Raw genomic sequence first — 24,260 nt, 5'->3', positions numbered from 1 at the left:
GACATGGGACCACACCACATCCCGCCGACTTCCCCGCCCCTTGCGATCGATGCTCCGCCCGATCGGCTTCGGCGGGCGCTTCTGGTCGGCTTCGGAGCGACCTATGTTCTCTCGCTCCTTCCCTTTGCCCTAGCGCAGGAGGTGCCCGACGCGGCGATGGCGCCGTTCATGGCGCTTTCGGCGCTACTGGTCGGACGTACGTCGCTCGATACGGGACAGGCCAGGCGCCTGCATGACGCGCTCGCCGCCAACGATGCCGGCTTCGCGGACAGGACCCGGCAGCTGCTCCAGTTGATCGAGCAGCGCAAGATCGACCCGATGCAGTTGCAGCAAACGTTGAATGACGAGAATTCGCCGTTGAAGGACCTGCCCGGGCAGATCGTGACGGCCTGGTATCTCGGCATCGTCGGCAGCGGCGTGCGCGCGCGCTGCATCGCCTTCGAGACGGCGCTCAACGCCCAAATCGTCGCCGATGTCCTGAAGCCGCCGACCTATGCCTATGGCGGCTACGGCAGCTGGTCCCGCCATCCGGCCGAGGGTCCCGACCATGGCTGACACCCTGTCTGCGGACTATGTCGTCATCGGCTCCGGCATCATCGGCTCGCAGGTGGCGCGCAAGCTGGCGTTGGCCGGTGCCTCGGTGATCATCCTCGAGGCCGGGCCGCGGGTCACGCGCGGCGAGATCGTGGCGCGCTTTCGCAACTCGCCGCGCCGCAGCGACTGGATGTCCCCCTATCCGCCGGTCGACTGGGCGCCGCATCCCGTCTACCAGCCGACGGACAATGGCTATCTGATACAGGGTGGTCCCTATCCCTACCCTGCGGAATATATCCGCCAGGTGGGCGGAACGACCTGGCACTGGGCGGCGCAGGCGTGGCGCAACGTTCCCAACGACTTCCAGATCAAGAGCCTGTACGGCGTCGGCGTCGACTGGCCGATCCGCTACGAGGATCTCGAGCCCTTCTACCAGGAGGCCGAGGAGATCATGGGAGTCTCGGGCGCGCCGAACACCGGCTCGCCACGGCAAAAGCCCTTTCCGATGGAGCCGGTCGCCGAAGTCTACGCGATGCGCCGGCTGCGCGAGCGGCTCGCCTCCGACTTTCCGGTGGTCTCCAACACGACGGCGCGCAACAGCCGGCCCTATGACGACCGCCCGGCCTGCGTCGGTAACAACAGCTGCCAGCCGATCTGTCCGGTCGACGCGCAATATCATGGCGGCCTCGCCGCCGCCGCGGCCGAAGCGGCGGGCGTACAGCTGATCCCAAACGCCAATGTCTACAAGCTGGAGCATGACGAGCGCGGCCGGGTCGCCGCCGCGCTCTACTACGATCCGGACAAGGCCTCGCATCGCGTCACCGGCAAGACCTTCGTCGTCGCCGCCAACGGCATCGAGAGCCCGCGGCTGCTGCTGCTATCGACCAGCGACAAGTTTCCCAAGGGCCTCGCCAACGGCTTCGACATGGTCGGCCGCCATCTGATGGACCATCCGAGCACATCGCTGACCTTCGACGCGGACGAGGATGTCTGGCTCGGGCGCGGACCGCAAAGCCCGAGCTCGATCAACACGATGCGCGACGGCGCCTTCCGCAGCGAGCATGCGCCCTATCGGCTCGACTTCACCAATATCTCGCGCGTCGACGGCGCCACCACCTCGCTCATCAAGCAGGGCGTCTTTGGGCCCGAACTGGAAAAGCGCCTGCGCCACAGCGCGGCCCGCGAGATGAGCGTCAAGAACGTGCTGGAGGTGCTGCCCAACCCCGATCACCGGATCATGCTGAGTTCGGAAAAGGATGCGATGGGCATCCCCAAGCCGGAAACGCACTACTCGATCGAGGACTATACCCGTCGCGGCGCGGAGCGGTCGCAGCAGGACTTCCGCCGCATCGCCGAGCTGATGGGCGGCACCAACCTGCGCTTCAGCAAGGATGGCGACTTCGCCAACAACCAGCATATCTGCGGCACGCTGAGCATGGGCAGCGACCCCAAGGTCTCGGTCTGCGACGAGTGGGGCCGCACGCATGACCACGAGAACCTGTATCTCGCCGGAACCGGCGTCCTGCCGACCTCGGCGACCTGCAACTCGACCGAGAATGCGCTTGCCGTCGCCCTGCGCGCCGTGCCGCACATGCTGGCGCAGCAGGGGGCGGCCTCCACCCCGCCGCCGCGCGACGCCGCCGAGCGGGTGCCATCGTGAGACGGCCGCGTCGCCGCGCGGCCGCGCCTGCCTGGCTGGCGCTGGCGCTTTCGGGCCTGATCGGCGCCGCCGCTCCCGGGCCGGGCCACGCCGCCGACGCCGACACCATCGCGCGCGGCAAATATCTCGCCATCGCCTCGGACTGCACGGCCTGCCACACCCTTCCCGGCGGCAAGCCGATGGCGGGCGGCCTGCCGATCGAGACGCCGATCGGGGCGATCATCGCCACCAACATCACCCCGTCCAAGACGGCCGGCATCGGCAATTACACGCTCGACCAGTTCAGCGCCGCCCTTCGCAGGGGCGTGCGACGTGACGGCCAGCTGCTCTACCCGGCCATGCCCTACACCGCCTATGCGAAGCTCTCGGACGAGGACGTCGCCGCGCTCTACGCCTATTTCATGAACAGCGTCGAACCGGTGGACCAGAAGCCGGCCGAGACCAAGCTGCCGCTGCCGTTCAACATCCGCCTGTCGATGGCGGCGTGGAATCTCCTGTTCCTCGACGGCAAGCCGTTTTCATCGGACCCGTCGCAGAGCGCCGAATGGAATCGCGGCGCCTATCTGGTCCGCGGGCCGGCGCATTGCGGCACCTGCCATACCCCGCGCAACCTGCTGATGGCGGAGCAATCCTCGCGTGAGATGGCCGGCGGCGATGTCGGCTTCTGGCACGCTCCCAACGTGACCTCCGACGCGAACAGCGGCATCGGCGGCTGGAGCGTCGACGAACTCGTCGCCTACATGCGCGACGGTCATGCTAGCGCCAAGGCGCAGGCGGGCGGCCCGATGGCGGAAGCGGTCGAGAACAGCCTGCGCTTCCTGACCAACGCGGATCTTCGCGCCATCGCCGTCTACCTGAAATCCGTGCCGGCGATCCACGATCCCGCCGACACCAGGCCGACCTATCTCTGGGGCAACCCGACGGACGATCTCGCCAAAATCCGGGGCGTGCCCTTGCCCGGGGATCACGACCAGTGGAGCGGCGCGCAGATCTATGACGCCTATTGCGCGAGCTGCCATCAGGACAAGGGCCAGGGCAGCTTCGACGGCAGGCTGCCGTCGCTACTGCACAACACGGCTCTCGGCACGACGAACACCAACAATGTCGTGGCGGTCATCCTGCAGGGCCTCCGCCGGCAGCCGGACGTGCTGATGCCGGCCTTTGCCGATGCGCTCTCCGACCAGCAGGTGGCCACGCTCGGCGCCTACCTGATCGAGAATTTCGGCAATCCGGCCGCCAAGGTGACGGCCGATCAGGTCAAGGCCATCCGCGCCGGGGCGGCCGCCCCGAACTCAACGCTCATCCTCGGCGCGCAGATCGCGACGGTCGCCGCCCCTCTGGTCGTGATCGCCCTGCTGCTCGGCTGGATCGGCCGGCGGCGGAGCCGGGGGGAAAACGCCTCCGACATGGGATAGGCCCCGACGCCAAGGGCCGGGCGGTGCCTTTCCATCCTTCCGCTGCTACCCTGCGGACCAGCCCTCCCCGCCACGCACGAAACGCCCGCGACATGCCCTCGACGCAGCCCACATCGGTCCTTCCCATACCGCCGCCGCCGCCGCGCAGCACGCTGAGCCTCGGCATGATGTTCCGGCTGCGCGATGCCAAGCGGCGATGGCCCTTCGCGATGCGCGCCGCGCTCTGCATGGGCATACCGGTGGTGGCGGGCTGGGCTCTCGGCGACACATCGGCCGGGCTGATGGCGACGACGGGCGCCTTCACCGCCCTCTATGGCAGCGACCGGCCTTATCTCAACCGCGCTTATTATCTCGCCCTGATCGCGCTGGCATTCACGATCGCCGTCAGCCTCGGCGTCTGGGCGCAGGCGACGCCCTGGATGGTGGTGCCCGCCATCGCGCTGATGGCCATGGTCGCCACCTTCCTCTGCAACGCGCTGCGCGTATCGCCGCCCGGCGCCTACATGTTCACGCTCGCCTGCGCCGCGGGCACCGCGATCCACGCACCGCACCTAACCGTCGGCCACACCGCGCTGCTGGTCTCGGCCGGCGGCGTCGTCGCCTGGATCGCGCACATGATCGGCGCCTTCTTCTGGCCGCGCGGGCCGGAGCGAAAGGCGGTCGCCGCCTCCGCCGAGGCCGTAGCCCGGTTCATCGAAGCGATCGGAACCCCGGCTCAGGACGCGGCCCGCCACAATGCGGCGCAGTCGATGCAGGAATCCTGGACGACGCTCGTCAGCTTCCAGCCGCCGCGGCCGCGACCGGACGGCACGCTGAGCCGGTTGCGGGCGATCGGGCGCGAGCTTAACCAGCTTTTCGCCGAAGCGATGAGCGCGACCGGACCGCTGCCGGCCGCCGCCATCGACCAGGCGCGAGGTCTCGGCGCGGAGGCGCTGAGCCCTCAGCCCGGCGCCGAGCGGACGGATCCGGGCCATGTTCCGCTCGGCCATCATGGCGTCGTCGACTCGCTGCGTGAAAGCCTTGCGCCCTGGTCGCCGGCGCTGCTCGTGACCGCGCGCGTCGGCGTCGCCACCGCGGTCGCCGGAACGCTCGGCGCCATGCTCGGTCTCGAACGCGCCTATTGGTGCATCGCCGCCGCCATGCTCATCCTGCACCAGGGTCTCGACTGGGCCCGCACACTACAGCGCGGCGTCGAGCGCATGGCCGGGACCATGGTCGGCCTGCTGCTGGCCGGTTCGATCCTGGCCCTGCAGCCGGGCGGCCTCTGGCTTGCCGTGACGCTCATGTGCCTGCAGTTCGTCATCGAGATGATCGTCATCCGCAACTACGCGCTGGCGGTCGTCTTCATCACGGCGGCGGCCCTCACCATCGCCTCGGGCGGCCATCCGGTGCCCGATGTCGGCCATCTGCTCTGGGTGCGCGGCATCGATACCGTCATCGGCTGCGTCGTCGGCCTCGGCGTGTTCGCGCTCTCCAATCCGCGCGTCGCCACGGCGCGGATTTCGGCCGAACTCGCCCGCACGCTCGAAGCCGTCGCCGCAACGATCCGCCACATGGCGAAGGGCGACGTTTTGACGGCGGAAGCGCGCGAAGCGCGGCGCGACCTGCAGCATCGCGCCCTCACGCTGCTCGGAGCCTATGACCGCAGCGCCGGCTCATCGCCCCGCTACGGCGCCGAAGCAGAGCGGATGTGGCCGGCCGTGGTCACGACCCAGCGGCTTTGCTACCGTGTGCTCTCGACCTGCTGGGCGATGGAGAACAGCGACCCGGCGGCGACAGCCGAGACGACCCGCACGCTGTTCGGGCCTGGCGGGGAGCGGGCAATTCTCGCCGCGCTGGCCGATCTCGAATGGGCCGTCCTGCACGACGACAGGCCGCAGCAGACGGCGCCGCTGCCGGCCTTCGTCGCGACCGAGCTTCAGAACCTGCGGGATTCGCTGGTTCCGGAAAGCACTTGAACGGCACAGGGGGCCCGGACTGCGACAAAAGTTGCCGGCTACATTTCGTCACCTCGTTCGCGGCAAGGAGAACGGCTAGATTTTGACCACGAAGATCGAAAGCTAGGCATTGGCGACCCGGGAACTCTGCTTTCCCGCGCGCAGGCGAAGTCTTTCGGAAGGCAAGCCGTTGCCATTCCCGGCCGCCGGCCTGCTGCGAACCAGACCAGAGGATCGCCATGAGCGAAACCGAATCCAGATACCACCTCGCCTTCAAGCTCGGCGTCGCCGGCCGCTGCCCGCGCTGCCAGTCCGGTCACATCTTCAGCGGCTGGCTGAAGCTTGCGCCGCGCTGCGAGGTCTGCGGACTGGACTTCTCTTTCGCCGACCCGGCCGACGGCCCCGCCTTCTTCGCCCAGTTCGTCGGCTGTATCCCGGCCGTGATCCTGGCGCTCTGGCTGCAGGTCAAGTTCGAGGCGCCGCTCTGGGTCCACCTCTTCACGACGCTGCCCATGCTGCTGCTGCCGACGCTGCTGCTACTGAGGCCGATCAAGGGATGGCTGGTCTGCTCGCAGTACCTGCACCGGGCCGATGGCGGCGCGGAACTGACCCGGATCGACAAGTAGCGAATTCCAGACTGTATCGCAGAGATGAAAAAGGGCCGGGTCATCCACCATGACCCGGCCCTTTTTTGCATTCTGGCTCGCGAGCCCCTACAGCGTGGCAGCGACCTCGTCGACGGCCTTGACGGTGGCGGCGACGACGATATCCGCCTCCTCGCGCGTCAGGCAGAGCGGCGGTGCGAATCCGAGGATGTCACCCTGCGGCATCGCGCGACCGATCACCCCCTGCCCTAGCAGCGCGGTCGCGATGCGCGGGCCAACCTTTTCCGACGCCTCGAAGAAGGCGCGGTCGTCGCGGTCCCTGACGAATTCCACCGCCGCCAGCAGCCCCTCGCCGCGCACGTCGCCGACAATCCGATGACCGCCGACCGCCTCGGCCAGGCTGTTGCGGAAATAGGCGCCGACATCGCGCGCATTGTTGACAAGATCAAGCTCGTCGACGACTTCGAGATTGGCGACGCCGGCCGCCGTGCAGAGCGGATGGGACGAGTAGGTCCAGCCATGGCCGATCGGCCCGAACGTATCGGAGCCCTGCTCCAGGATCCGCCACAGCTTTTCCGAGACGATGACGCCGGAAAGCGGCGCATAGGCCGAGGTCAGCCCCTTGGCGATGGTGATCAGGTCCGGCTTCATGCCGTAGTGATCGGAACCGAACATCGAGCCGAGGCGACCAAACGCCGTCACGACCTCGTCGGCGATCAGGATGATGTCGTATTTGTCGAGGATCGCCTGGATCTTCGGCCAGTAGCCGGCCGGCGGCGGCACGATGCCGCCCGTGCCCAGAACCGGCTCGCCGATGAAGGCGGCGATGGTCTCGGGCCCTTCGGCCAGGATCATCTCCTCCAACTTGTCGGCGCAGAACTGCGAGAACTGCTCCTCGGTCAGGCTGCGGTCCTCGCGGCGATAGAAATACGGCGATTCCGTATGCAGCACCGGCGCGCGCGGCAGGTCGAACAGGTTGTGGAACGCAGCAAGGCCGGTCAGGCTGCCGGTCATGACGCCGGAGCCGTGATAGCCGCGCCAGCGCGAGATGATCTTCTTCTTCTCCGGACGGCCGAGCACGTTGTTGACGTACCAGACCAGCTTGATGTTGGTCTCGTTGGCGTCGGAGCCGGACAGGCCGAAGAAGACACGGCTCATATGCGCCGGCGCACGGTCGATCACCATCTTGGCGAGCCGGATCGACGGCTCCGAGGCGTGGCCGACATAGGCATGGTAATAGGGCAACTGCGATGCCTGGTGGGCGATCGCGTCGCTGATCTTGGTACGGCCGTAGCCGACATTGACGCAATAGAGACCGGCGAACGCGTCGAGGCTGCGCTTGCCGTCGACATCGGTGATGTAGACGCCCTCTCCGCCGGCGATGATGCGGTTCGGCGTCTCGCCACGGGCATGCTGGGCCATATGCGTCGAGGGATGGAAGAAGTGATCCCGGTCCCAGGCGTGGAGTTCATTGTGCGAGAGCGTCGGCTGTTCTGACATGTCGATCTTTCGAAACCTGCGGGTCGAGCCCGGCATCCAGGGTGGGGGCGAGACGAAATCGGACCGCCTCGCCCGAAACGGTTCAGGCGGCGGCGACCGCTCGGGCGGCGGCGATCTCGGCGATCACCTCGTCGGTGGTGCGGGTCCGGCAGTAATGGCCGCGCATCGACTCGATCGACGTGGCGTGGTTTTCCGGCGTGTCGGCCGCGCAGCAATCCTCGACCTGGGTGACCAGGAAGCCGCGGTCGGCGGCGTCGCGGATCGCCGATTCGACGCACTGGTCGGTGACGACGCCGTAGATCACCAGATATTCGATGCCGAGATTGCGCAGCACATATTCGATGTTGGTGCAGTTGAAGATGCCGGAGGCCGTCTTCGGGATGACGATCTCGTCACCGCGCGGGCCGACCGCCTCGATCGGCAGCGCTTCCCAGGAGCCCTTCGGCACGTTCAGGCCGGAGATCTTGTGATCCAGGCTGCGGTCGCGACCATCCTGCGTCAGGCTCTCGATGACGGTGAAGATCACCTCGATACCGGCGGCGCGGGCGGCTTCCTGCAGGCGCGCCTGGTTGGGGATCAGCGTGTCGGCGATCCGCTCGTAGAAGGCGCGCTTCTTCGATTCCGGCGTGCCGTCGACGCGGGCCAGCGCCAGCAGTTCGGCGTTGAACTCGCCGTTCTGCATGTCGACATTGAGAAGCGCCGTGCGCGCCGGCACGAAATTGCGTTCACGATAGGCGCCATGCGGGGCGTCGATTGGCGGTAGTGTGGTCATCTGGCATCTCCGGCGAAGCATCTGAATGCGCGCCGACACTGTAATGAGAATTACGGTTCTGGGAATATGCTGCCAGAATGTTATTGAAATATTCAATCTCGAAAACAGGAGAAGACATGATCGACGAGACTGAGCCGACCGAAGGAGCCGCCCCCCGCTCCGGCAAGCCGACCCTCGCCGATCGCGTCACGGCCAGCATGGCCTCGTTGAGCGAGGCCGAGCGGAGGGCAGCGCGGGCCCTGCTCGCCCGCTATCCCACCACCGGCATGGAGACTGTGGCACTCTTCGCCGAGCGCGCCAAGGTCAGCGCACCGACCATCCTGCGCTTCGTCGCCAAGCTCGGCTTCACCGGCTACGCCGATTTCCGCCGCGCGCTGCGCGAGGAGATGGAGGCGCAGGCGGAATATCCGCTGACCCGGCCGCATGCCGACGGCACCACGACCGCGGTTTCCGCCTTCACCCGCAGCCTCGTCACCACGGTCGAGAACTCGCTCGCCATGGTGAGCCAGGCGGATCTCGAGGCGCAGACCGACCTGCTGATCGACGAACGCCGGGAAATCTTCCTGCTCGGCGGCGATTTCACCGACCCGGCCGCGCGCCATCTGGAATTCCACCTGCGCAAGATGCGCAGCCGCGTCCGCCTGTTCTCGCAGGCGCTGCCGCGCCGCGCCGACGAGCTTGCCGACATCCGCAAACGCGACGTCGTCATCCTGTTCGATATCCGCCGCTACCAACTCGACACTATCCGAACCGCCGAAATCGCCAAGCAGCGCGGCGCGGTCGTCGCCCTCTTCACCGACCGCTGGATGTCGGACGTCGCGCAGGTGGCGGACATCGTCATCCGCGCCCAGGTCGACCTGCCCTCACCCTGGGATAGCCTGATCGGCCTGATCGCACTGGTCGAGACGCTGGCGCTGTCCATCGACGCCCGGCAGTGGCCGATCGCCCGCACGCGCTTCGAGGCGATCGAGACGGTCCGCGCCAAGCTGATCCCCTGACATCCGACTGCGTGCCATAAATTACAGCTTCGCTGCCTATTTGGGCGGCTTGTAAAATTTTCGTCACGCATGCTAGCGTCAAGCCCTGCCGGACGAAGGCGCGGAACGCGGGCGCCGGCACGCAGTCGTGGTACATCGGGGGAAGAATGGCGATCGAGCGTGAAACGATCGTCACAGTCTGCTGCAGCGACATTGCTGGGCAGGTTCGTGGCAAGGGCTTTCCGGCCCGCGAACTCGAAAATCGGCGCCGCTTCGGCGTCGGCTGGACGCCAACCAACATCATGATCAACTGCTTCGGTCGCATTCCGGCGACGCCGTTCGGCGCCGAAGGCGACCTGATGCTCGTGCCGAGCCCGGAGGGCGACATCACGCTCGATTATGGCGACGGCTCGCCGGTCGAGCGGATCGTGCTCGGCGACATCCTGACCATGGCCGGCGAACGCTGGGAATGCTGCCTGCGCGGCTTCCTGAAGAACGCGCTCGACCGGCTGGAGGCCGAGACCGGGCTGCGCGTGCTCGCCAGCTTCGAGCACGAATTCTGGATCGACGGCGGCGAGGAACGGCCGGGCGATTCCTACGCCGCCAGCACGCTGCGCGGCCTCGAGCCCTTCATCGGCGATTATGTCGGCGCGCTGCGCGCCAACGGCCTGCAGCCGGACACCTTCCTGCCGGAATACGGCCCGCGCCAGTACGAGATCACCGTCGACCCGGCGCTGGCGCTCCAGGCGGCGGACGAGGCAGTCAAGCTGCGCGAGATCGGCCGCTCGGTCGCGAAGAAGCACGGCTACCACCTCACCTTCTCGCCGGTGGTGACGCGCGGCATTGTCGGCAATGGCGTCCACATCCATTTCAGCCTGATCGACAAGGACGGCAATCCCGTCATGTACGATCCGGCCGGCCCAGGGAAGCTCAGCCCGGTCGGCGCATCCTTCGCCGCCGGCATCCTGAAGCATGGCCGCGCGATCTCGGCGATCGCCGCGCCGAGCGCCATCTCCTATGAGCGGCTGAAGCCGCATTCCTGGTCGGCCTATTACCTCAACCTCGCCGATCGCGACCGCGAGGCGCTGCTGCGCATCTGCCCCTACCCGGAAGTCGAGGGGGTGAATGTCGCCAAGCGCTACAACATCGAGTTCCGCGGCGCCGACGCCACGGCCAGCCCCTATCTTCAGCTCGCCATGCTGATCCACGCAGGCCTCGAAGGCATCCGCGCCAGCCTGCCGGCACCCTATCTCTCCAGCGGCGACCCCGGCACGCTGTCGCAGGCCGAGCGCGACGCGCGCGGCATTGGCGACCTGCCCCGCAGCCTGCCGGAGGCGCTTCAGGCGCTGGAGGAAGACAGCGTCGCGATGGGCTGGCTCGGCCCGGTTCTTTCCAAGGCCTACCTGATCCACAAGCGCGGCGAGATCTCGATGTCGGAAGGCATCGACATCGACGAACTCTGCCGCATCTATGCGCGAGCCTATTGAGATGAGCCAAGCCCTCGGCAAACCGAACGGACTGCTCGGCCCCGACGATCCCGAGCCGGTCGGCATCATCGACAGGGGCGATGCCTCGCCCTTCGTGCTGATCTGCGACCATGCCGGCAATGCCGTTCCGGCCGTGCTCGACGGCCTCGGCCTCGAGCCCGCCGAACTCAACCGTCACATCGGCATCGACATCGGCATCCTCGGCGTATCCGAGCGGCTGGCCGAGCAACTCGGCGCCTCGCTCGTGTTCCAGCGCTATTCGCGCCTCGTCGTCGAATGCAACCGCCGCGTCACCTCGCCGGACAGCATCGCGCTCGTCTCCGACGGCACCGTCGTGCCGGGGAATGCCGATCTTACGCCGGCTCAGCGTTCGTTGCGCCTCGACGAGATCGTCGTGCCCTATCACCGGCAGATCGAGACGATCCTCGACCGGCGCGCCGAAGCCGGCATCCCGACGATCCTCGTCTCGATGCATTCCTTCACACCGTCGCTGCGGGCAAGGCCATTCCAGCGTCCGTGGCAGATCGGCCTCTGCTACGGCGCCGACACGCGCTTCACCACGCCGGTGCTGGAGGCGCTCGACGACGAGACGGATCTCGTCGTCGGCCGCAACGAGCCCTATGGCGTCGACCTGAACAAGGACTACTCCATCCCGGTCCATGGCGAGGAACGCGGCCTTCCCTATGTCGAGTTCGAGATCCGCCAGGATCTGATCGGCGAGGCGAGCGGCCAGGCGGAATGGGCAACGCGCCTCGGCCGCGTGCTGCCCGCCGCCCATCGCCGCTTCACGGTCGCCGCATCATGACCCGGGCCGCCCCGCTCGACCGACATTCGCCCATCGACCCGTCACGGACCGCCATCCTGTTCATCGACACGCAGGACGGCATCTTCCATGCCGGCGCCGAGACAGCGCGGCCGTATTTCTTCAGGAGCGCGCGCGACGTCGCCATCCCCGGCATGGCCCGCCTGCTCGAAGCCGGCCGCAGCGCGGGGGCGGAGATCGTCTTCACCGTCATCGAGAGCCTGACGCGCGACGGCCGCGACCGCAGCCTCGACTACAAGCAGACGAACTTCCATTTCGCGCCCGGTTCGCCGGAGACACGCGTCATCGAGGCGCTGAAGCCGGGCGACGACGAGATCATCCTGCCGAAGACGTCATCGAGCCTCTTCAACTCGACGATCTTCGAATACCTATTGCGCAACATCGGCATCGACACCGTCATCGTCACGGGGTTCCTGACCGACCAGTGCGTCGACCATACCGTCCGCGACGGCGCCGACCGGGGCTTTCGCATGATCTGCCCGACCGATGCCTGCACGACGGATAGCCGCGAACGACATGACGGCGCCCTGTCCGCCTTCAAGGGTTACTGCCGGCTGACCGATTCCGATACGCTGATCGAAGAACTCAAGGCCGCGCAACGATCGAAACTTGAACAAATTTGATCGCAAACGCTTGACACTCCGACTATCAGCTCCTTGAATACGGTCGATATGCGAAATATCGATCTTAGAACGACAAGATGCGACGAAAAGTCGTCAAATAAAAACGGGAATTCCGCAGATACAACTCTACGGAAACAGAGACTACGCGAGCATCTCTTGAGGGGTCGAGTTTGGCATTGCGGGAAGGCAGATCGGACGAGCAGGTTCTGCTCAAGACAACGGGGCTGACCAAGTCGTTCCGTGGCCTCGTCGCTTTGCGCGACCAGGCCATCACGCTCCGGGCGCGGGAAATCGTGGGGGTCATTGGCCCCAACGGTTCCGGCAAGAGCACCTTCTTCAACCTGATCACCGGCTTTTCGCAGCCGAATTCCGGCCAGATCGAATTCAAGGGCCGTTCGATCGTCGGCATGCGCACGTCGCGCATCGTCGCGCTCGGCATCGCCCGAACCTTCCAGGGCTCCCGCCTGTTCGGCACGCTGACCGTGGCCGAGAACGTGCTGGCGGCGGCGCAGTTGCGCCAGCCGATCGGCCCGATCGCCTCGGTGGTGCGCGGCTCGCTCTATCAGCGCCGGGTCGCCGCCGCGCAGGAAGTGGCGACCGAACTCCTCGACCTGATGGGGCTGACCAGCCAGGCCCACCGCCTTGCCGCCGACCTGCCCTACGGCGACCAGCGCCGCCTCGAGATCGCCCGCGCGCTGGCTACCAAGCCGGAGCTGCTGCTGCTCGACGAGCCGGCGGCGGGCCTCGATTCCCACGAAACCAAAGTGCTCGCGAGCCTCATCCGCACGATCCGCGACCGATATGGCGTCGCCGTTGTCGTCGTCGAGCACGACATGGACCTGATCATGGGGCTCTGCGAACGCATCCAGGTGCTCGCCACCGGCGAGGTCATATGCGTCGGCACGCCGGAAGAAGTCCGCAATCATCCGCGCGTGCGGGAGGCGTATCTTGGCCACAGCTGATCCGCTCCTGCGCATCGACAATCTCGAAGTGAGCTTCGGCGCCGTGCGCGCGCTGAAGGGCATATCGCTCGACGTCCGCGAAGGCGAGGTGATCGCCCTGGTCGGCGCGAACGGCGCCGGCAAGAGCACGACGCTGCGCAGCATATCCGGCCTCGCCCGCGCCAAATCGGGCACGATCACCTTCGCCGGCACGGTCATCAACAAGCGGACCGCGCCGCAGATCGTCCGGCTCGGCATCGCGCATAGCCCGGAAGGAAGGCGCCTGTTCGGCGGTCTTTCGGTTGCGGAAAACCTGCGCCTCGGCGCCTGCACGCGCACGGATCCCGATGGCGTCGCGCGCGACACGGAACGGATGTTCGCGCTGTTCCCGATCCTGCGCGAGCGCTGGCGCCAGCTCGCCGGCACGCTTTCCGGCGGCGAGCAGCAACAGCTGGCGCTCGCCCGGGCGCTGATGGCGGCGCCGAAGCTGCTGCTGCTCGACGAGCCGTCGCTCGGCGTCGCTCCACTCCTGGTGCGCCACATCTTCGACGCGCTCGCCGAACTGAAACGCCAGGGCATGACCATGCTTCTGGTCGAACAGAACATTGCCTTGGCGCTGGAACTCGCCGACCGCGCCTATGTCCTGCGCACCGGCAAGGTGGCGCTTTCGGGCATCGCCTCCGAGCTTCGGAGCGATGACCGCGTGGCTCAGGCCTATCTGGGGGCGGCGGAATGAGCCAGCTTGAATACATCATCCAGCAGGTGATCAACGCCATCAGCCTGGGCAGTCTCTACGCCCTGGTGGCTGTCGGCCTCTCGATCGTCTTCGGCGTGCTGAAGCTGACCAACTTCGCCCATGGCGACGTCATGATGGTGGGCGCTTTCACCACGGTCCTGCTGATCGCCGCCGGCATGCCCTTCGTTCCGGCGATGATCTGCGGCATCGCCGCCTCGGCGATCGCCGGCTTCCTAATCGAGCGCATCGCCTACCGGCCGATCCGCAACGCTCCCGATGTAACGCGGCTGCTGACCAGCCTCGCGGTCACCTACATCCTGGAAAACCTCGGCATCCTGCTGTTCACCTCATCGCCGCGCAATTTCCCGCTGCCCGATCTCCTGAACAGTTCCTGGCAGCTCGCCGGCGGCGCCATAACCTTCACCAACATCAACGTGCTGACGGTGGCGCTCACCTTCGTGTCGCTGATCGGGCTCGGCTGGTTCATAACCCGAACCACCATCGGCCTCGGCATGCGGGCGGCGGCCGAGGACATGGCGGCGGCGCAGCTCGTCGGCCTCAACGTCAACAAGGTCATCGTCGTCGCCTTCGTGGTCGCCTCGGCCTATGCCGGCCTCGCCGGCGTGCTCTGGGCGGCGCAGGCCGGCGTCGTGCAGCCGCAGATGGGCTTCACGCCCCTGCTGAAAGCGTTCGTCGCGGCCATCATCGGTGGCTTCGGCTCGATCTCGGGGGCCCTGCTCGGCGGCTACATGCTGGGCGCGCTGGAGATCTTCATCATCGCCTTCCTGCCCGACACGGTCGTCCCGTATCGCGATGCCATCGTCTTTGCGCTCCTGATCGCCTTCCTGCTGTTCCGGCCGGGCGGTCTTCTGCAGCCGAACCGGGAGATCAAGCTGTGAAGACCGATCCGCGTATTCCGCTCGTCGTCGGCGCAGCGCTCGTACTGGCCGCCGTGGTCGCCTTCGGCGCACCGCATGTGGTCGGCGATTATTTCGTCCGCATCCTGCTCCTGATCGCGCTCAACAGCATCCTGGTGCTGTCGCTGTCGCTCTCGAACGGTTTCACCGGCGTGTTCTCGCTCGGCCATGTCGGCTTCATAGGCGCCGGCGCCTATGCCGCCGGCATCCTTTCGCTGACAGTGCAGCAGAAGAAGGCGCTACTGCCGCACCTGCCGGACCTGTTGAACTGGTTCAGCCTGCCCTTCCTCCCGGCGACACTTGCCGCCGGCCTGTTCGCGGCGATCCTCGCCGTCATCGTCGGCTATCCGCTGATGCGGCTCTCCGGCTATTTCGTCTCGGTCGCGACGATGGGCTTCCTCATCATCGTCAACGTCGTCCTGATCAACGCCTCCGACTTCACCCGCGGCGCCCGGACCTTCACCGGCGTGCCGCTGGCGACGACCCTGCCATGGGTGCTCGGCTGGCTTGCAATCACCCTGCTGGTGCTGGCACGGCTGGTCTATTCGCCCTTCGGGCGAAGAATGAAGGCGGTGCGCGACGACACCATCGCCGCCAGCGCCGTCGGCATCAGCGTGCTGCGGGCGCGCCTGCTCGCCTTCGTCATCGGCGCCTTCTTCGCCGGCGTAGGCGGCTCGCTCTACGCCCACTATCTCGGCTCCTTCTCGCCCAACACCTTCTACTTCGCGATGACGATGAACCTGATCGCCATGCTGGTCCTCGGCGGCATGGGCTCGCTTTCCGGCGCGATCATCGGCGTCATCTGCGTGTCGATCCTGTCGGAACTGCTGCGCTCGGTCGAGCGCGGCTTCACGATCGGCGACATCACCGTGCCTGCTCTCTTCGGAGCCAGCCAGATCGTGCTCGGCTTCCTGTTCATCCTGATCATGATCTTCCGGCCGAAGGGGATCATGGGAGACCGCGAGCTGACATTCGGTCTCTCCGGAAGATCGGCGACCAATAATCATAAAGAGGGAAAAGACAGATGATGAAGCTCTCACGACGGGCGGCCATCGGCCTCGGGCTTGGCGCCGCCTTTGCCTTCTCGACCTCGGCCGCCTACGCCGCCGATCCGATCAAGATCGGCTTCCCGGCCAATGTCACCGGCATCCAGGCCTCGCTCGACGGCCCGATGCTGAACGGCGCCAAGCTGGCCGTCGCCGAGATCAACGCCGCCGGCGGCGTGCTCGGCAGCCCGATCGAACTCATCACCTATGACTCGAAGAGCGACGCCACCGTCATCTCGACCGTCGCCTCGCAGCTGATCGACAGCGACAAGGTTGTCGGCATCATCGGCTTCGCCGACTCCGACAGCGTGCTGTCGATCGGTCCGCAGGTCGACAAGGCCAAGATCCCCTTCATCACGCCGGGCGCCACCTCGCCCAAGCTGCCGAGCCAGCTCGGTGATCAGGTCTTCCTCGCCGCCTTCGGCGACAACGTCCAGGCCGCCGTCGGCGCCGAATTCGCGCTGAACAAGCTCAATGCCAAGACCGGCTACCTGCTGACCGACATCGGTTCCGAATACACGACCCTTCTGGCCGACTATTTCGTCTCCGCCTACGAGCATGGTGGCGGCAAGCTGCTCGGCAAGGACACCTACAAGATCGGTGACAAGAACTTCACCGCCCAGATCGCCAAGATCAAGGCGCTGCCCGAGCAGCCCGCCTTCATCTATGCCTCGTCCAACGCCGAGGAAATCGGCCTGATCCTGAAGCAGCTGCGCCAGGCCGGCATCAATCTGCCGGTTGTCGGCGGCGACGGCTACGATACGCCGCTGCTGCTCGAAGTGGGCGGCGCCGCCGCGAACGACGCCTACTTCACCACCCACGCCTTCATGGGCGAAGGTGGCAGCCCGGCCGTCGTGGCCTTCAGCGAGGCCTACAAGAAGGCGACCGGCAACGCTCCCGAGAACTCCTTCGCGGCGCTCGGCTACGACGCCACCAAGCTGATGGCCGACGCCATCAAGCGCGCCGGCTCGCCCGATCCGGCCAAGATCCGCGACGCCCTTGCCGCGACCCAGGGTCTCGCCGGCGTCACCGGCACGATCAGCTACCGCCCGGGCGTCGCCGTTCCGGACAAGTCCGTCTCGGTCATCGGCGTCAAGGACGGCAAGCTCGTGCTCGCCGGCGAAGCCGCTCCGACCTTCGTTCCGGAGCCGTAGGAACCATGAACGGCAGCAGCAGCCTCTGGGATCTCTATCGCACCCTTGCCGATGCGACCTTCACGGACCTCACTCACGCCTTTCATCCGGGCCAGCCGCATTTCGCGTCATTCCCGGACGAGGAACGTGAACTCCTGTTCGATTTTGCCAAGGGTCATGGATTTCAAGTCCATCGCTACAGCATTCCCGGGCAGTGGGGGACCCATGTCGATCCGCCCGTCCACTTCATCGAAGGTGGAAGGACGCTCGACGAGATCCCGGTCTCGGAGATGCTGCTGCCGCTCGTCGTCCTCGACATCAGCGAACGCGTGGCGGCGGATGCCGACGCCACGCCGACGCTCGATGACGTGGCAGAATGGGAGGCGCGCAACGGCCGCATCCCCGAGAAGGCATTCGTGGCGCTCCGCACCGACTGGTACAAGCGCTGGCCGGATTCCGACCGCTTCTACAACCGCTCGACCGATGGCATCGTCCATACGCCCGGCTGGAGCCGCGAGGTTCTCGAGCATCTGTTCACCGAACGCGGAATCACCGCGGTCGGCCATGAGCAGATCGACACGGATCCCGGTCTCTCCACCTCGGCCGGCATCTACGCGCTCGAACACTACATTCTCTCGCTCGACCGCTGGCAGATCGAGCTGATGAACAATCTCGACAAGGTGCCCGAGGCCGGCGCGCTGATCCTCGCGAGCTGGCCCAAGGCCCGCGGCGGTTCCGGCTTCCCGGCCCGCGTCGTCGCCATTCATCGCTGAACCAACAAGAACAAGAGAACGGGAGAGCGGCCATGGCCGATTCACGCCTGGATATCGACGCCATACGCCATGAGTTTCCGGCGATCGCCAATCGCGGCGACGCCGCCCCCGTCTTCTTCGACAATCCGGCCGGCACCCAGGTGCCGCGCCGCGTCATCGACCGGATGATGCAGGCGCTGGTCGAGGACAACGCCAATCTCGGCGGCTATTTCGACACGTCGCAGCGCGCCATCGCGCAGGCACAAGAAGCCCACAAGGCGATGGGCGACCTCTTCAACGCCAATGACTGGCACGAGGTGATCTTCGGCCAGAACATGACCACCCTCACCTTCTCGATGTCGCGGGCCATCGGCCGCACTCTGAAGGAAGGCGACGAGATCCTGCTGACCCGCATGGATCACGACGCCAATGTCGCACCCTGGCTGATGCTGGCCGAGGACAAGGGCCTCGTCGTCCACTGGATCGACTTCGACCCCGAGGCCTTCGAATTCGACCTGACCCAACTCGACGATGTGATCACCGACAGGCTCAAGGTGGCGGCGATCGGCTATGCCTCGAACGTCACCGGCACCATCCACGACGTCAAGGCGATCACCAAGGCTGCAAAGGCCGTCGGCGCGCTCGTCTATGTCGACGCCGTGCAGTTCGCCCCGCATGGCGTCATCGACGTGCAGGATCTCGGCTGCGACATCCTCGTCTGCTCCGCCTACAAGTTCTACGGACCGCATCATGGCGTGCTCTGGGGACGGCGCGACGTGCTCGACCGGCTCGAGGCCTACAAGGTGCGCGCCTCGTCGACGATCCCGCCGGGCAAGTTCGAAACCGGCACCACCAATCGCGAGTCGCTGGCCGGCGTGCTCGGCGCGATCGAGCATTTCGAATGGATCGGCACCACTTTCGGCGGCGCCTCCAACGCTGCGACACGGCGCGAACGCTTCGTCGCCGGCATGCACGCCGTCGACGCGCATGAGCGCGTGCTGACGGCGCGCCTGATCGAAGGGCTGCAATCCTTCCCGAAGCTCAAGATCCAGGGCCTGACGGAGAAGCAGGCGCTGTCTCGCCGCGTGCCGACGGTCTCCTTCACCTATGAGGGCACCGACCCGGCCGATATCTGCATGGCGATGGCCAGGAAGAACATCTCGCTCTGGCACGGCCACAACTACGGCATCGAGCCCACGACCCGCCTGGGCCTGATGAACAAGGGCGGCGTGGTCCGCGTCGGCCTCGCCCAATACAACACGGCAGAAGAGGTCGACCGCTTCATCCGCAGCTTTGGAGAATGGACGGCGGCAGCAGGTTAGGTCTGCTGAGCCTCGTTGCCCGCCCATTGTCCCGGGACGGGCAGCGAGATTCACGCCTGGTTCGGGGCCTGCCAGACACAGGAACCGCCCACGCCTGGCCGTCATCCCTGCAAAGGCAGGGAGCCATGCATCCGCAACCCTGATTTCGCTTGGCCCCTGCCCCTTGCTTACCCCGACGGCGGCTGCATGGATCCCGGCTCGGTGGCCACGATGACGGAGGGCGGGCGGCAAAGGGCAGAGCAAGGCGCCCCTTCCCCTCAAGCGGAGAAGGGAAAAACACCCTCAAAGTTCGATCACCGCCGCCTGCTTGCCCAGCACGGCGACGGCTTGTTCGGCGACGTGAAGGTGGTGCGAGAACACGATCACCTGCGTCACCGCGCCGAGCTCGGCCAGAAGCCGGAAGCCTGCTGCCGTGCGCTTCTCATCGAAGGTGATGAAGAGGTCGTCGGCGATGAAGGGCAGCGGCGAGGCGCGGCGGGCATGCTCCTCGATCGCCGCGATGCGCAGCGCCAGGAAAAGCTGGTCGCGCGTCCCCTCGGAAAGCGTCTCCGGCGAGAAATGACCGCCGTCGCGCATGGCCGCAAGGCGCGGCGGATCCTCGTCATAGTCGATGCCAATTCCGCTCCACTGCCCGTCCGTCAGCATCTGGAAGGCGGTGGAGGCGCGTTCGACGATGGGGTTCTGGTGTTCGGCCCGGTAGCGCTCGATCGCCGCCGACAACAGGCGCGCCGCGACATGATCGCGACTGAAGCGCTCGACCGCCTCGGCGATCTCGGCCACCGCATCCTGTTCGTCCTGTGCCGCCGCAGCCGCGCCCTCGCGCCCGTCCAGCGCGGCGAGCGCCGACCGGGCCTGCGTGTCCGACTCAATCGCCGCGTCGCGGGCGATTCGCGCCTCGGCATGCGCCGCCTCGGTCTCGGCCGCCGCCATCGCCAGCCCCGCGTCGTCGCGGCCGTCGATCGCGGCGCGGATCTCGTCCTCGCTCCGCCCATCGCCGAGGCCGGCAAGCCGCTCGCGCGCCTCCGCGATGCGTCCGGCACGGATTTCCGCCTGGTCGAGCCGGTCGAGCAGCGGCGCCAGCATCGCCTCGTCGGCGCAGCCCGCGGCTGCGAGCAACTCGGCCATGGCCGCCTCGGCCGCCTCAAGCGCCTCGGCCGCGACCGCGAGGGCGCGCCGCCGGGCCTCGACCGCCTCATCTACGGCGTCGGCCCGCGAACGAAGCTGCCGCGACCTGTCGAGACGGCCGCGCAGCTGTCTGGCCGCCGCAAAGGGATCGTCCTCGGCCGCGGCGCCCAGTTCTTCCAGCAGCGCCGCGACGCGTGACGCGAACTGATCGCGGTCGCGCTCGATGCCGGCGATGCGGCGCTCGGCCATCTCAAGTTTGACATAGAGCTGCAGCGCGTCCCGCCAGAGATCGATCGCCGCGCGCGCCTCGCCGGCCGAGGCCTCGGCGCGGATCGCGAGACGCGGAAAGACCTCGTCCGCCTCGGCGACAAGTCCCGCCAGCACGGCGGCGGCAGCCTGTTCGCGTGCCGCCAGATCGACCTGCCCCTCGTCCAGCTGCCGCAGGTCACGTTCATGATCACGCGCCTTGAGGAAGCGCGCCTCGGCGACAGCGATTGCGTCGCGCAGATCCGCCATCCGCAGCGGCGCCTCGCCGAGCGCCGGCAGGTCGAGCTGGGCGCGCAAGCGGTCGGTCTCGGCCCGCTCGAAAGCGATCGAATCGCGCTGCGCCGCGGCTTGCGCCGCCTCTTGACGCAGCTGATCGCGCGCCTGGCGGATGCTCTCGACCTCGCGCAACAGCGCAAGCGCGCGGTCATCGGCCGAAAGCTGCAGCCCCGACAGCGCCCACAGCCCCGACCAGTCGCGCAAGACGGCCCCATGCTGCGCCGTCGCCTCGGCCAGGCGCTTGCGCGCCGCGTCCTGGCGCACGGCGAGATCGGCAAGGTCGCGCTCGGCCTGGGCCAGTTCGGCAAGGCGTTGCGTCTCGACCTGCCGCTCGTCGGCGAGCTGATCGGCCGCGACCAGCGCCCGGTCCAGATTGACGACGCTTTCGACATCGCCATCGCGGCGCCCCCGCTCGCCGAGCGCCAGCGGCCGGAGCGCCGACCAGGCGATATCCCGGTCGCGGCGGGCCGCCGAGATCGCCGCATCGGTCGGGGCCGGACGCCCGGACTTCAGCAGCGCCAGTCGCGCCTCGGCCTGGCCGGCCTGCTCCTCTAGCGCGGAGAGGGCCTCATGCAGCCGGCCGAGGGCATCGTCGACCAGGCGGAGATCCCGCAAGGTCGCCTCGGCGGCGCCGAGCGACGGCAGCGGCAAGGCGGCGAGCGCATCGGCGTCGGCAAGCCCATGACCAAGCCGGGCCACCCGCTCGCCGAGTTGCGCCCGCTGCGCATCGAGCCGGTGCTCCAGCTGACGAAGCGCCCGCTCACGTTCCTCGGCGCCGTCGAGCAGCGCCAGGCGCCGCTGCAGCGGCGTCGGGTCGGCGACATGGCCGAGCCCCGCCCGCGCCGTCTCGGCAAGCTGCCGGTCCGCGAGTTGCCGCGACCGTTCGCGCGAAAGTGCCTCCGTCGTCGCGGCGGCCATCCGTTTGCGGTCGGCGAGATCCTCGGCCCGTGCCAGGAGTGGCAGGTCCGGCAGCGCGGCGAGCAAGCGCGCCACGTCGGAGAGGCCGAGTGACTGGGCGATGCGTTCGAGCGCGGCACGGGCCTCGCCCGCCTCCACCCGCCGGTTGGGCAGGCTGAGCAGTTCCTTGGCGACGGCAGTGCGCTCGCCATCGACGGCCTCCACCGTCTCGGCAAAAGGCAGGATCCCGTCATCGAGACCGATGCCCGCGCGCTCCGCGTCAACACGCTCCACCTCGTCGGAGGCGAAGCGATGCCGCTCACGCGCCGAGGCGAGATGCTGCAACGCATCGCGCGCGCCGGCGACAAAACCGGCGGCGACGACCGGGAGCTCCCCCAAGGCCGCGAGCGCCAACGCCTGGCCATCAAGAAGGCGAAGCTCGCGCGCCGCCTGCACCAACGCGCGCGCCCGCGCCAGCGCCGCGTCGGCTGCCCGCTCGGCCATCTCCGTATCGCGCCGCGCTCCAGCCGCCCGCTCCGCCGCCTCGCGCAGCTTCTTCACCTCGTCGACGCGAAGTTCCTGCTCGCGGACGGCCTTCTGCGCCTGGGTCCTCTTGTCGACCGCGACGTGGAAGGTGTGGCTGGCCGTCCTGCGGGCCGGGTTGAAGATTTTTGCCGCACTCTCCTGGAAGCGGTCGCGCAACGCGGCCACCTGTCCGAGGCCTGGCGCCGCCGCCAGCAGCGTCTCGGCGAGATCGCCGCCGCCGGCGAGCAGCTTTTCGCCGCCCTCGCGCAAGCGCCGCTGGTTCAATCCGAAAATGTCGAGAAAGGCCTGTCGGTCATGCGCGCCCAAAAAGGCCGCCAGAGAGTCGTCGGCGAGCGGCGTCTCGCTCGCCGGATCGATCAATGTCGCGTTCTGCCGCTTCAGCCGGGCGAAGGAGAGCGAGCGCCCATCCGGCGCCTCGACCGTGGCGGCGAGCCGCATCGCCTTGTAGTCATGCAGGAAGTTGTAGCGCGAGCGCGTCTCGATGCCATAGAGCGCGTCGGCGACCGCCGCCAGCGCGGTCGTCTTGCCGGCCTCGTTGGCGCCGACGATCACCGTGACGCGCGCCTCGGGATCGAATTCGAGAACGCGGCCGGTGAAGCGGCCATAGCGCTCGAGGCCCAGCGAACGGAGCTTCATCGCGTCCCCTCCGTCTCGCCGCCGACCTGGCCGAGGCCGGCGAGGATCGCCTCAGCCGCCATGTCGATCGTCGCGCCGGCCAGGGCGTCGGGATCCGAGTTCTCCGCGTCGATGAGCGCCAAGGCATCGGCCGGGGTGCGGGCGCGAAGATCGCCCAGCGTCCTGGCGATCTCGGCGCGAAAGGCCGGATCGGCCGCCACCTCGGCCAGGATGGCGTCGAAGCCGAGCAGGGTCGACAGCCGGGACCCGTCGCTTTTCGCCACCGTCTTGTCGCGCACCTTCTCGATCAGGACGTCGGCGCCGGCCTCCCAGGCCAGCGCCTGCATCTCCTCGCGGACCTGCTCGGCCTGGACCGACAGATAGTCGTGCAGCGCGGTCTCGCCGACGAGCGTCAGCCGCAGCGCCAGCGGACGACCGTCGGCGCCGTCGCGCGCCGCGGCGATGACTCGGCGGGCCTCGGCCAGCAAGGCCGCCGGCTCGGTCATCCCGGAAGCATCGATCTCGACCGCCCCGAACCGCGCCGCGTCGAGCGTCAGGGGCTCCAGGCTTTCGATCCGGCCATCGGTGACGGTGACCAGCGTCGCGCCTTTCGGGCCGGTCTCGCGCGCATGCCGCCCCTGCAGATTGCCGGGGAAGACGATCGCCGGATCCTGCGAAACGACCTCGCGCTTGTGGATGTGGCCAAGCGCCCAATAGTCGTAGCCGGCGGCTTTCAGGTCCTCGACCGAACAGGGCGCATAGACGTCGTGGCCATCGTGGCCGGTCAGCGAGGTGTGCAGCACGCCGATGTTGAAATGGCCGGGCACGGCCGGCGGATAGGTGCGCGCGACGTTTTCCGGCACATGGCGGTTGGCGAAACCACGCCCGTGCAAGGCGACGTCGAGTTCTGCGATCACTTCGGTCTGCACCGCGCGGACCGAGAAGCTGAAGACGTTGGGCGGCAGCGTCAGGCTCTTGCTGATCACGGAATCGGCGTCGTGGTTGCCGCGGATCAGGAAGACGCGGATGTTCTCGCGATGGAGCCGTCCCATCTCGCGAACGAAGAACTGGCCGGTCGCATAGTCCTTCCAGTCGCCGTCATAGACGTCGCCGGCAATGACGAGAAAGGCGACCTTCGCATCGATCGCCGCCTGCACGAGGTTTTCCAGCGCGCGGCGCGAGGCCTCGCGGAAGACGCCGGCCAGTTCACCGCGCCGCGCCAGGCCGCGCAGCGGGCTGTCGAGATGGATGTCGGCGGCGTGAATGAAGCGAAACGTCATGGATCCCCGTGGCCTTGTCGCCGGCCCGGCGATCCGGTCGGGCACGAGAAGATCGGCGCGACTCAGGCGCGTTT

General features: G+C 67.5%; 20 protein-coding genes. 16 read left to right on the top strand and 4 right to left on the bottom strand.

Translation table 11 applies throughout. The annotated features are described in order from the left end of the window. Positions 1-3 precede the first annotated feature (3 nt). The 5 genes from WFK98_RS01235 (at position 4) to WFK98_RS01215 (ending at position 6,172) form a co-directional block, all read left to right on the top strand. The gene (locus WFK98_RS01235; protein WP_336799007.1) at positions 4-555 is read left to right on the top strand and encodes a sorbitol dehydrogenase family protein; all 552 of its coding nucleotides are present in this window, start codon (positions 4-6) and stop codon (positions 553-555) included. Next, positions 548-2,194, top strand: a complete 1,647-nt coding sequence (locus tag WFK98_RS01230; protein WP_266340903.1) for a GMC family oxidoreductase — start codon at positions 548-550, stop codon at positions 2,192-2,194. Before WFK98_RS01235 ends, WFK98_RS01230 begins: the two co-directional genes overlap by 8 nt. Continuing rightward, positions 2,191-3,609 (top strand): c-type cytochrome, encoded by a 1,419-nt coding sequence (locus WFK98_RS01225; RefSeq protein ID WP_336799006.1) that lies wholly within the window; start codon positions 2,191-2,193, stop codon positions 3,607-3,609. Before WFK98_RS01230 ends, WFK98_RS01225 begins: the two co-directional genes overlap by 4 nt. A gap of 92 nt (positions 3,610-3,701) precedes the next feature. After that, entirely contained in the window at positions 3,702-5,567 is a 1,866-nt protein-coding gene (locus WFK98_RS01220) for an FUSC family protein (RefSeq protein WP_336799005.1), read from the top strand. Positions 5,568-5,785: 218 nt separating this feature from the next. After that, positions 5,786-6,172 carry a DUF983 domain-containing protein gene (locus WFK98_RS01215; protein ID WP_266340900.1) on the top strand — a complete coding sequence of 129 codons (387 nt, stop codon included), beginning with the start codon at positions 5,786-5,788 and terminating at the stop codon, positions 6,170-6,172. Between the two features lie 87 nt (positions 6,173-6,259). Here the strand turns inward: WFK98_RS01215 and WFK98_RS01210 are convergent, their stop codons facing one another. Both WFK98_RS01210 and WFK98_RS01205 read right to left on the bottom strand, forming a co-directional pair. Beyond that, a complete protein-coding gene (locus WFK98_RS01210) occupies positions 6,260-7,651 on the bottom strand; it encodes an aspartate aminotransferase family protein (protein WP_336799004.1) in 1,392 nt (463 codons plus the stop codon). 82 nt (positions 7,652-7,733) lie between these two features. Beyond that, complete coding sequence (locus tag WFK98_RS01205; protein ID WP_266340898.1) at positions 7,734-8,423, bottom strand: cysteine hydrolase family protein; 690 nt, start codon at positions 8,421-8,423, stop codon at positions 7,734-7,736. A gap of 116 nt (positions 8,424-8,539) precedes the next feature. On the opposite strand from WFK98_RS01205, the gene WFK98_RS01200 reads away from it, so the two are divergent. The 11 genes from WFK98_RS01200 to WFK98_RS01150 all read left to right on the top strand — a co-directional run bounded on the left by WFK98_RS01200 (position 8,540) and on the right by WFK98_RS01150 (position 19,180). After that, positions 8,540-9,421 (top strand): MurR/RpiR family transcriptional regulator, encoded by an 882-nt coding sequence (locus WFK98_RS01200; RefSeq protein ID WP_336799003.1) that lies wholly within the window; start codon positions 8,540-8,542, stop codon positions 9,419-9,421. Positions 9,422-9,567: 146 nt separating this feature from the next. Next, positions 9,568-10,887: a glutamine synthetase family protein gene (locus WFK98_RS01195; protein ID WP_336799002.1), complete on the top strand. Its 1,320-nt coding sequence runs from the start codon at positions 9,568-9,570 to the stop codon at positions 10,885-10,887. A 1-nt stretch (position 10,888) separates the two neighbouring features. Further along, positions 10,889-11,692, top strand: coding sequence for an N-formylglutamate amidohydrolase (locus WFK98_RS01190; protein ID WP_336799001.1), 804 nt, complete (start codon positions 10,889-10,891; stop codon positions 11,690-11,692). Continuing rightward, positions 11,689-12,333 carry a cysteine hydrolase family protein gene (locus WFK98_RS01185; RefSeq protein WP_266340894.1) on the top strand — a complete coding sequence of 215 codons (645 nt, stop codon included), beginning with the start codon at positions 11,689-11,691 and terminating at the stop codon, positions 12,331-12,333. The genes WFK98_RS01190 and WFK98_RS01185 overlap by 4 nt, the downstream gene beginning before the upstream one ends. 176 nt (positions 12,334-12,509) lie before the next feature. After that, on the top strand, positions 12,510-13,295 hold the full coding sequence (locus WFK98_RS01180; RefSeq protein ID WP_266340893.1) for an ABC transporter ATP-binding protein: 786 nt from the start codon (positions 12,510-12,512) through the stop codon (positions 13,293-13,295). Continuing rightward, complete coding sequence (locus WFK98_RS01175; protein ID WP_336799000.1) at positions 13,282-14,010, top strand: ABC transporter ATP-binding protein; 729 nt, start codon at positions 13,282-13,284, stop codon at positions 14,008-14,010. The genes WFK98_RS01180 and WFK98_RS01175 overlap by 14 nt, the downstream gene beginning before the upstream one ends. Beyond that, positions 14,007-14,909, top strand: a complete 903-nt coding sequence (locus WFK98_RS01170) for a branched-chain amino acid ABC transporter permease (protein ID WP_336798999.1) — start codon at positions 14,007-14,009, stop codon at positions 14,907-14,909. Before WFK98_RS01175 ends, WFK98_RS01170 begins: the two co-directional genes overlap by 4 nt. Next, a complete protein-coding gene (locus WFK98_RS01165; protein ID WP_266340890.1) occupies positions 14,906-15,955 on the top strand; it encodes a branched-chain amino acid ABC transporter permease in 1,050 nt (349 codons plus the stop codon). Before WFK98_RS01170 ends, WFK98_RS01165 begins: the two co-directional genes overlap by 4 nt. Then, positions 15,952-17,127 (top strand): ABC transporter substrate-binding protein, encoded by a 1,176-nt coding sequence (locus WFK98_RS01160; protein ID WP_266340889.1) that lies wholly within the window; start codon positions 15,952-15,954, stop codon positions 17,125-17,127. The genes WFK98_RS01165 and WFK98_RS01160 overlap by 4 nt, the downstream gene beginning before the upstream one ends. A 5-nt stretch (positions 17,128-17,132) precedes the next feature. Then, positions 17,133-17,879 carry a cyclase family protein gene (locus tag WFK98_RS01155; RefSeq protein ID WP_266340888.1) on the top strand — a complete coding sequence of 249 codons (747 nt, stop codon included), beginning with the start codon at positions 17,133-17,135 and terminating at the stop codon, positions 17,877-17,879. 32 nt (positions 17,880-17,911) lie between these two features. Then, positions 17,912-19,180 carry a cysteine desulfurase-like protein gene (locus tag WFK98_RS01150; protein WP_336798998.1) on the top strand — a complete coding sequence of 423 codons (1,269 nt, stop codon included), beginning with the start codon at positions 17,912-17,914 and terminating at the stop codon, positions 19,178-19,180. Between the two features lie 282 nt (positions 19,181-19,462). Here the strand turns inward: WFK98_RS01150 and WFK98_RS01145 are convergent, their stop codons facing one another. Continuing rightward, positions 19,463-22,927, bottom strand: a complete 3,465-nt coding sequence (locus WFK98_RS01145; RefSeq protein ID WP_336798997.1) for an ATP-binding protein — start codon at positions 22,925-22,927, stop codon at positions 19,463-19,465. Beyond that, positions 22,924-24,186: a metallophosphoesterase family protein gene (locus WFK98_RS01140; protein ID WP_336798996.1), complete on the bottom strand. Its 1,263-nt coding sequence runs from the start codon at positions 24,184-24,186 to the stop codon at positions 22,924-22,926. Before WFK98_RS01140 ends, WFK98_RS01145 begins: the two co-directional genes overlap by 4 nt. Positions 24,187-24,260: the final 74 nt, after the last annotated feature.

Source organism: Kaistia sp. MMO-174, from assembly GCF_037147815.1.
GTDB classification, from domain to species: Bacteria; Pseudomonadota; Alphaproteobacteria; order Rhizobiales; family Kaistiaceae; genus Kaistia; species Kaistia nematophila.
This window is presented reverse-complemented; position numbering and strand designations above follow the sequence as displayed.

Coding starts and splice junctions, on each gene's coding strand:
- WFK98_RS01235 (WP_336799007.1), top strand. CDS start 4: ATGGGACCACACCACATCCCGCCGACTTCCCCGCCCCTTGCGATCGAT.
- WFK98_RS01230 (WP_266340903.1), top strand. CDS start 548: ATGGCTGACACCCTGTCTGCGGACTATGTCGTCATCGGCTCCGGCATC.
- WFK98_RS01220 (WP_336799005.1), top strand. CDS start 3,702: ATGCCCTCGACGCAGCCCACATCGGTCCTTCCCATACCGCCGCCGCCG.
- WFK98_RS01215 (WP_266340900.1), top strand. CDS start 5,786: ATGAGCGAAACCGAATCCAGATACCACCTCGCCTTCAAGCTCGGCGTC.
- WFK98_RS01210 (WP_336799004.1), bottom strand. CDS start 7,651: ATGTCAGAACAGCCGACGCTCTCGCACAATGAACTCCACGCCTGGGAC.
- WFK98_RS01205 (WP_266340898.1), bottom strand. CDS start 8,423: ATGACCACACTACCGCCAATCGACGCCCCGCATGGCGCCTATCGTGAA.
- WFK98_RS01200 (WP_336799003.1), top strand. CDS start 8,540: ATGATCGACGAGACTGAGCCGACCGAAGGAGCCGCCCCCCGCTCCGGC.
- WFK98_RS01195 (WP_336799002.1), top strand. CDS start 9,568: ATGGCGATCGAGCGTGAAACGATCGTCACAGTCTGCTGCAGCGACATT.
- WFK98_RS01190 (WP_336799001.1), top strand. CDS start 10,889: ATGAGCCAAGCCCTCGGCAAACCGAACGGACTGCTCGGCCCCGACGAT.
- WFK98_RS01185 (WP_266340894.1), top strand. CDS start 11,689: ATGACCCGGGCCGCCCCGCTCGACCGACATTCGCCCATCGACCCGTCA.
- WFK98_RS01170 (WP_336798999.1), top strand. CDS start 14,007: ATGAGCCAGCTTGAATACATCATCCAGCAGGTGATCAACGCCATCAGC.
- WFK98_RS01160 (WP_266340889.1), top strand. CDS start 15,952: ATGATGAAGCTCTCACGACGGGCGGCCATCGGCCTCGGGCTTGGCGCC.
- WFK98_RS01155 (WP_266340888.1), top strand. CDS start 17,133: ATGAACGGCAGCAGCAGCCTCTGGGATCTCTATCGCACCCTTGCCGAT.
- WFK98_RS01150 (WP_336798998.1), top strand. CDS start 17,912: ATGGCCGATTCACGCCTGGATATCGACGCCATACGCCATGAGTTTCCG.
- WFK98_RS01145 (WP_336798997.1), bottom strand. CDS start 22,927: ATGAAGCTCCGTTCGCTGGGCCTCGAGCGCTATGGCCGCTTCACCGGC.
- WFK98_RS01140 (WP_336798996.1), bottom strand. CDS start 24,186: ATGACGTTTCGCTTCATTCACGCCGCCGACATCCATCTCGACAGCCCG.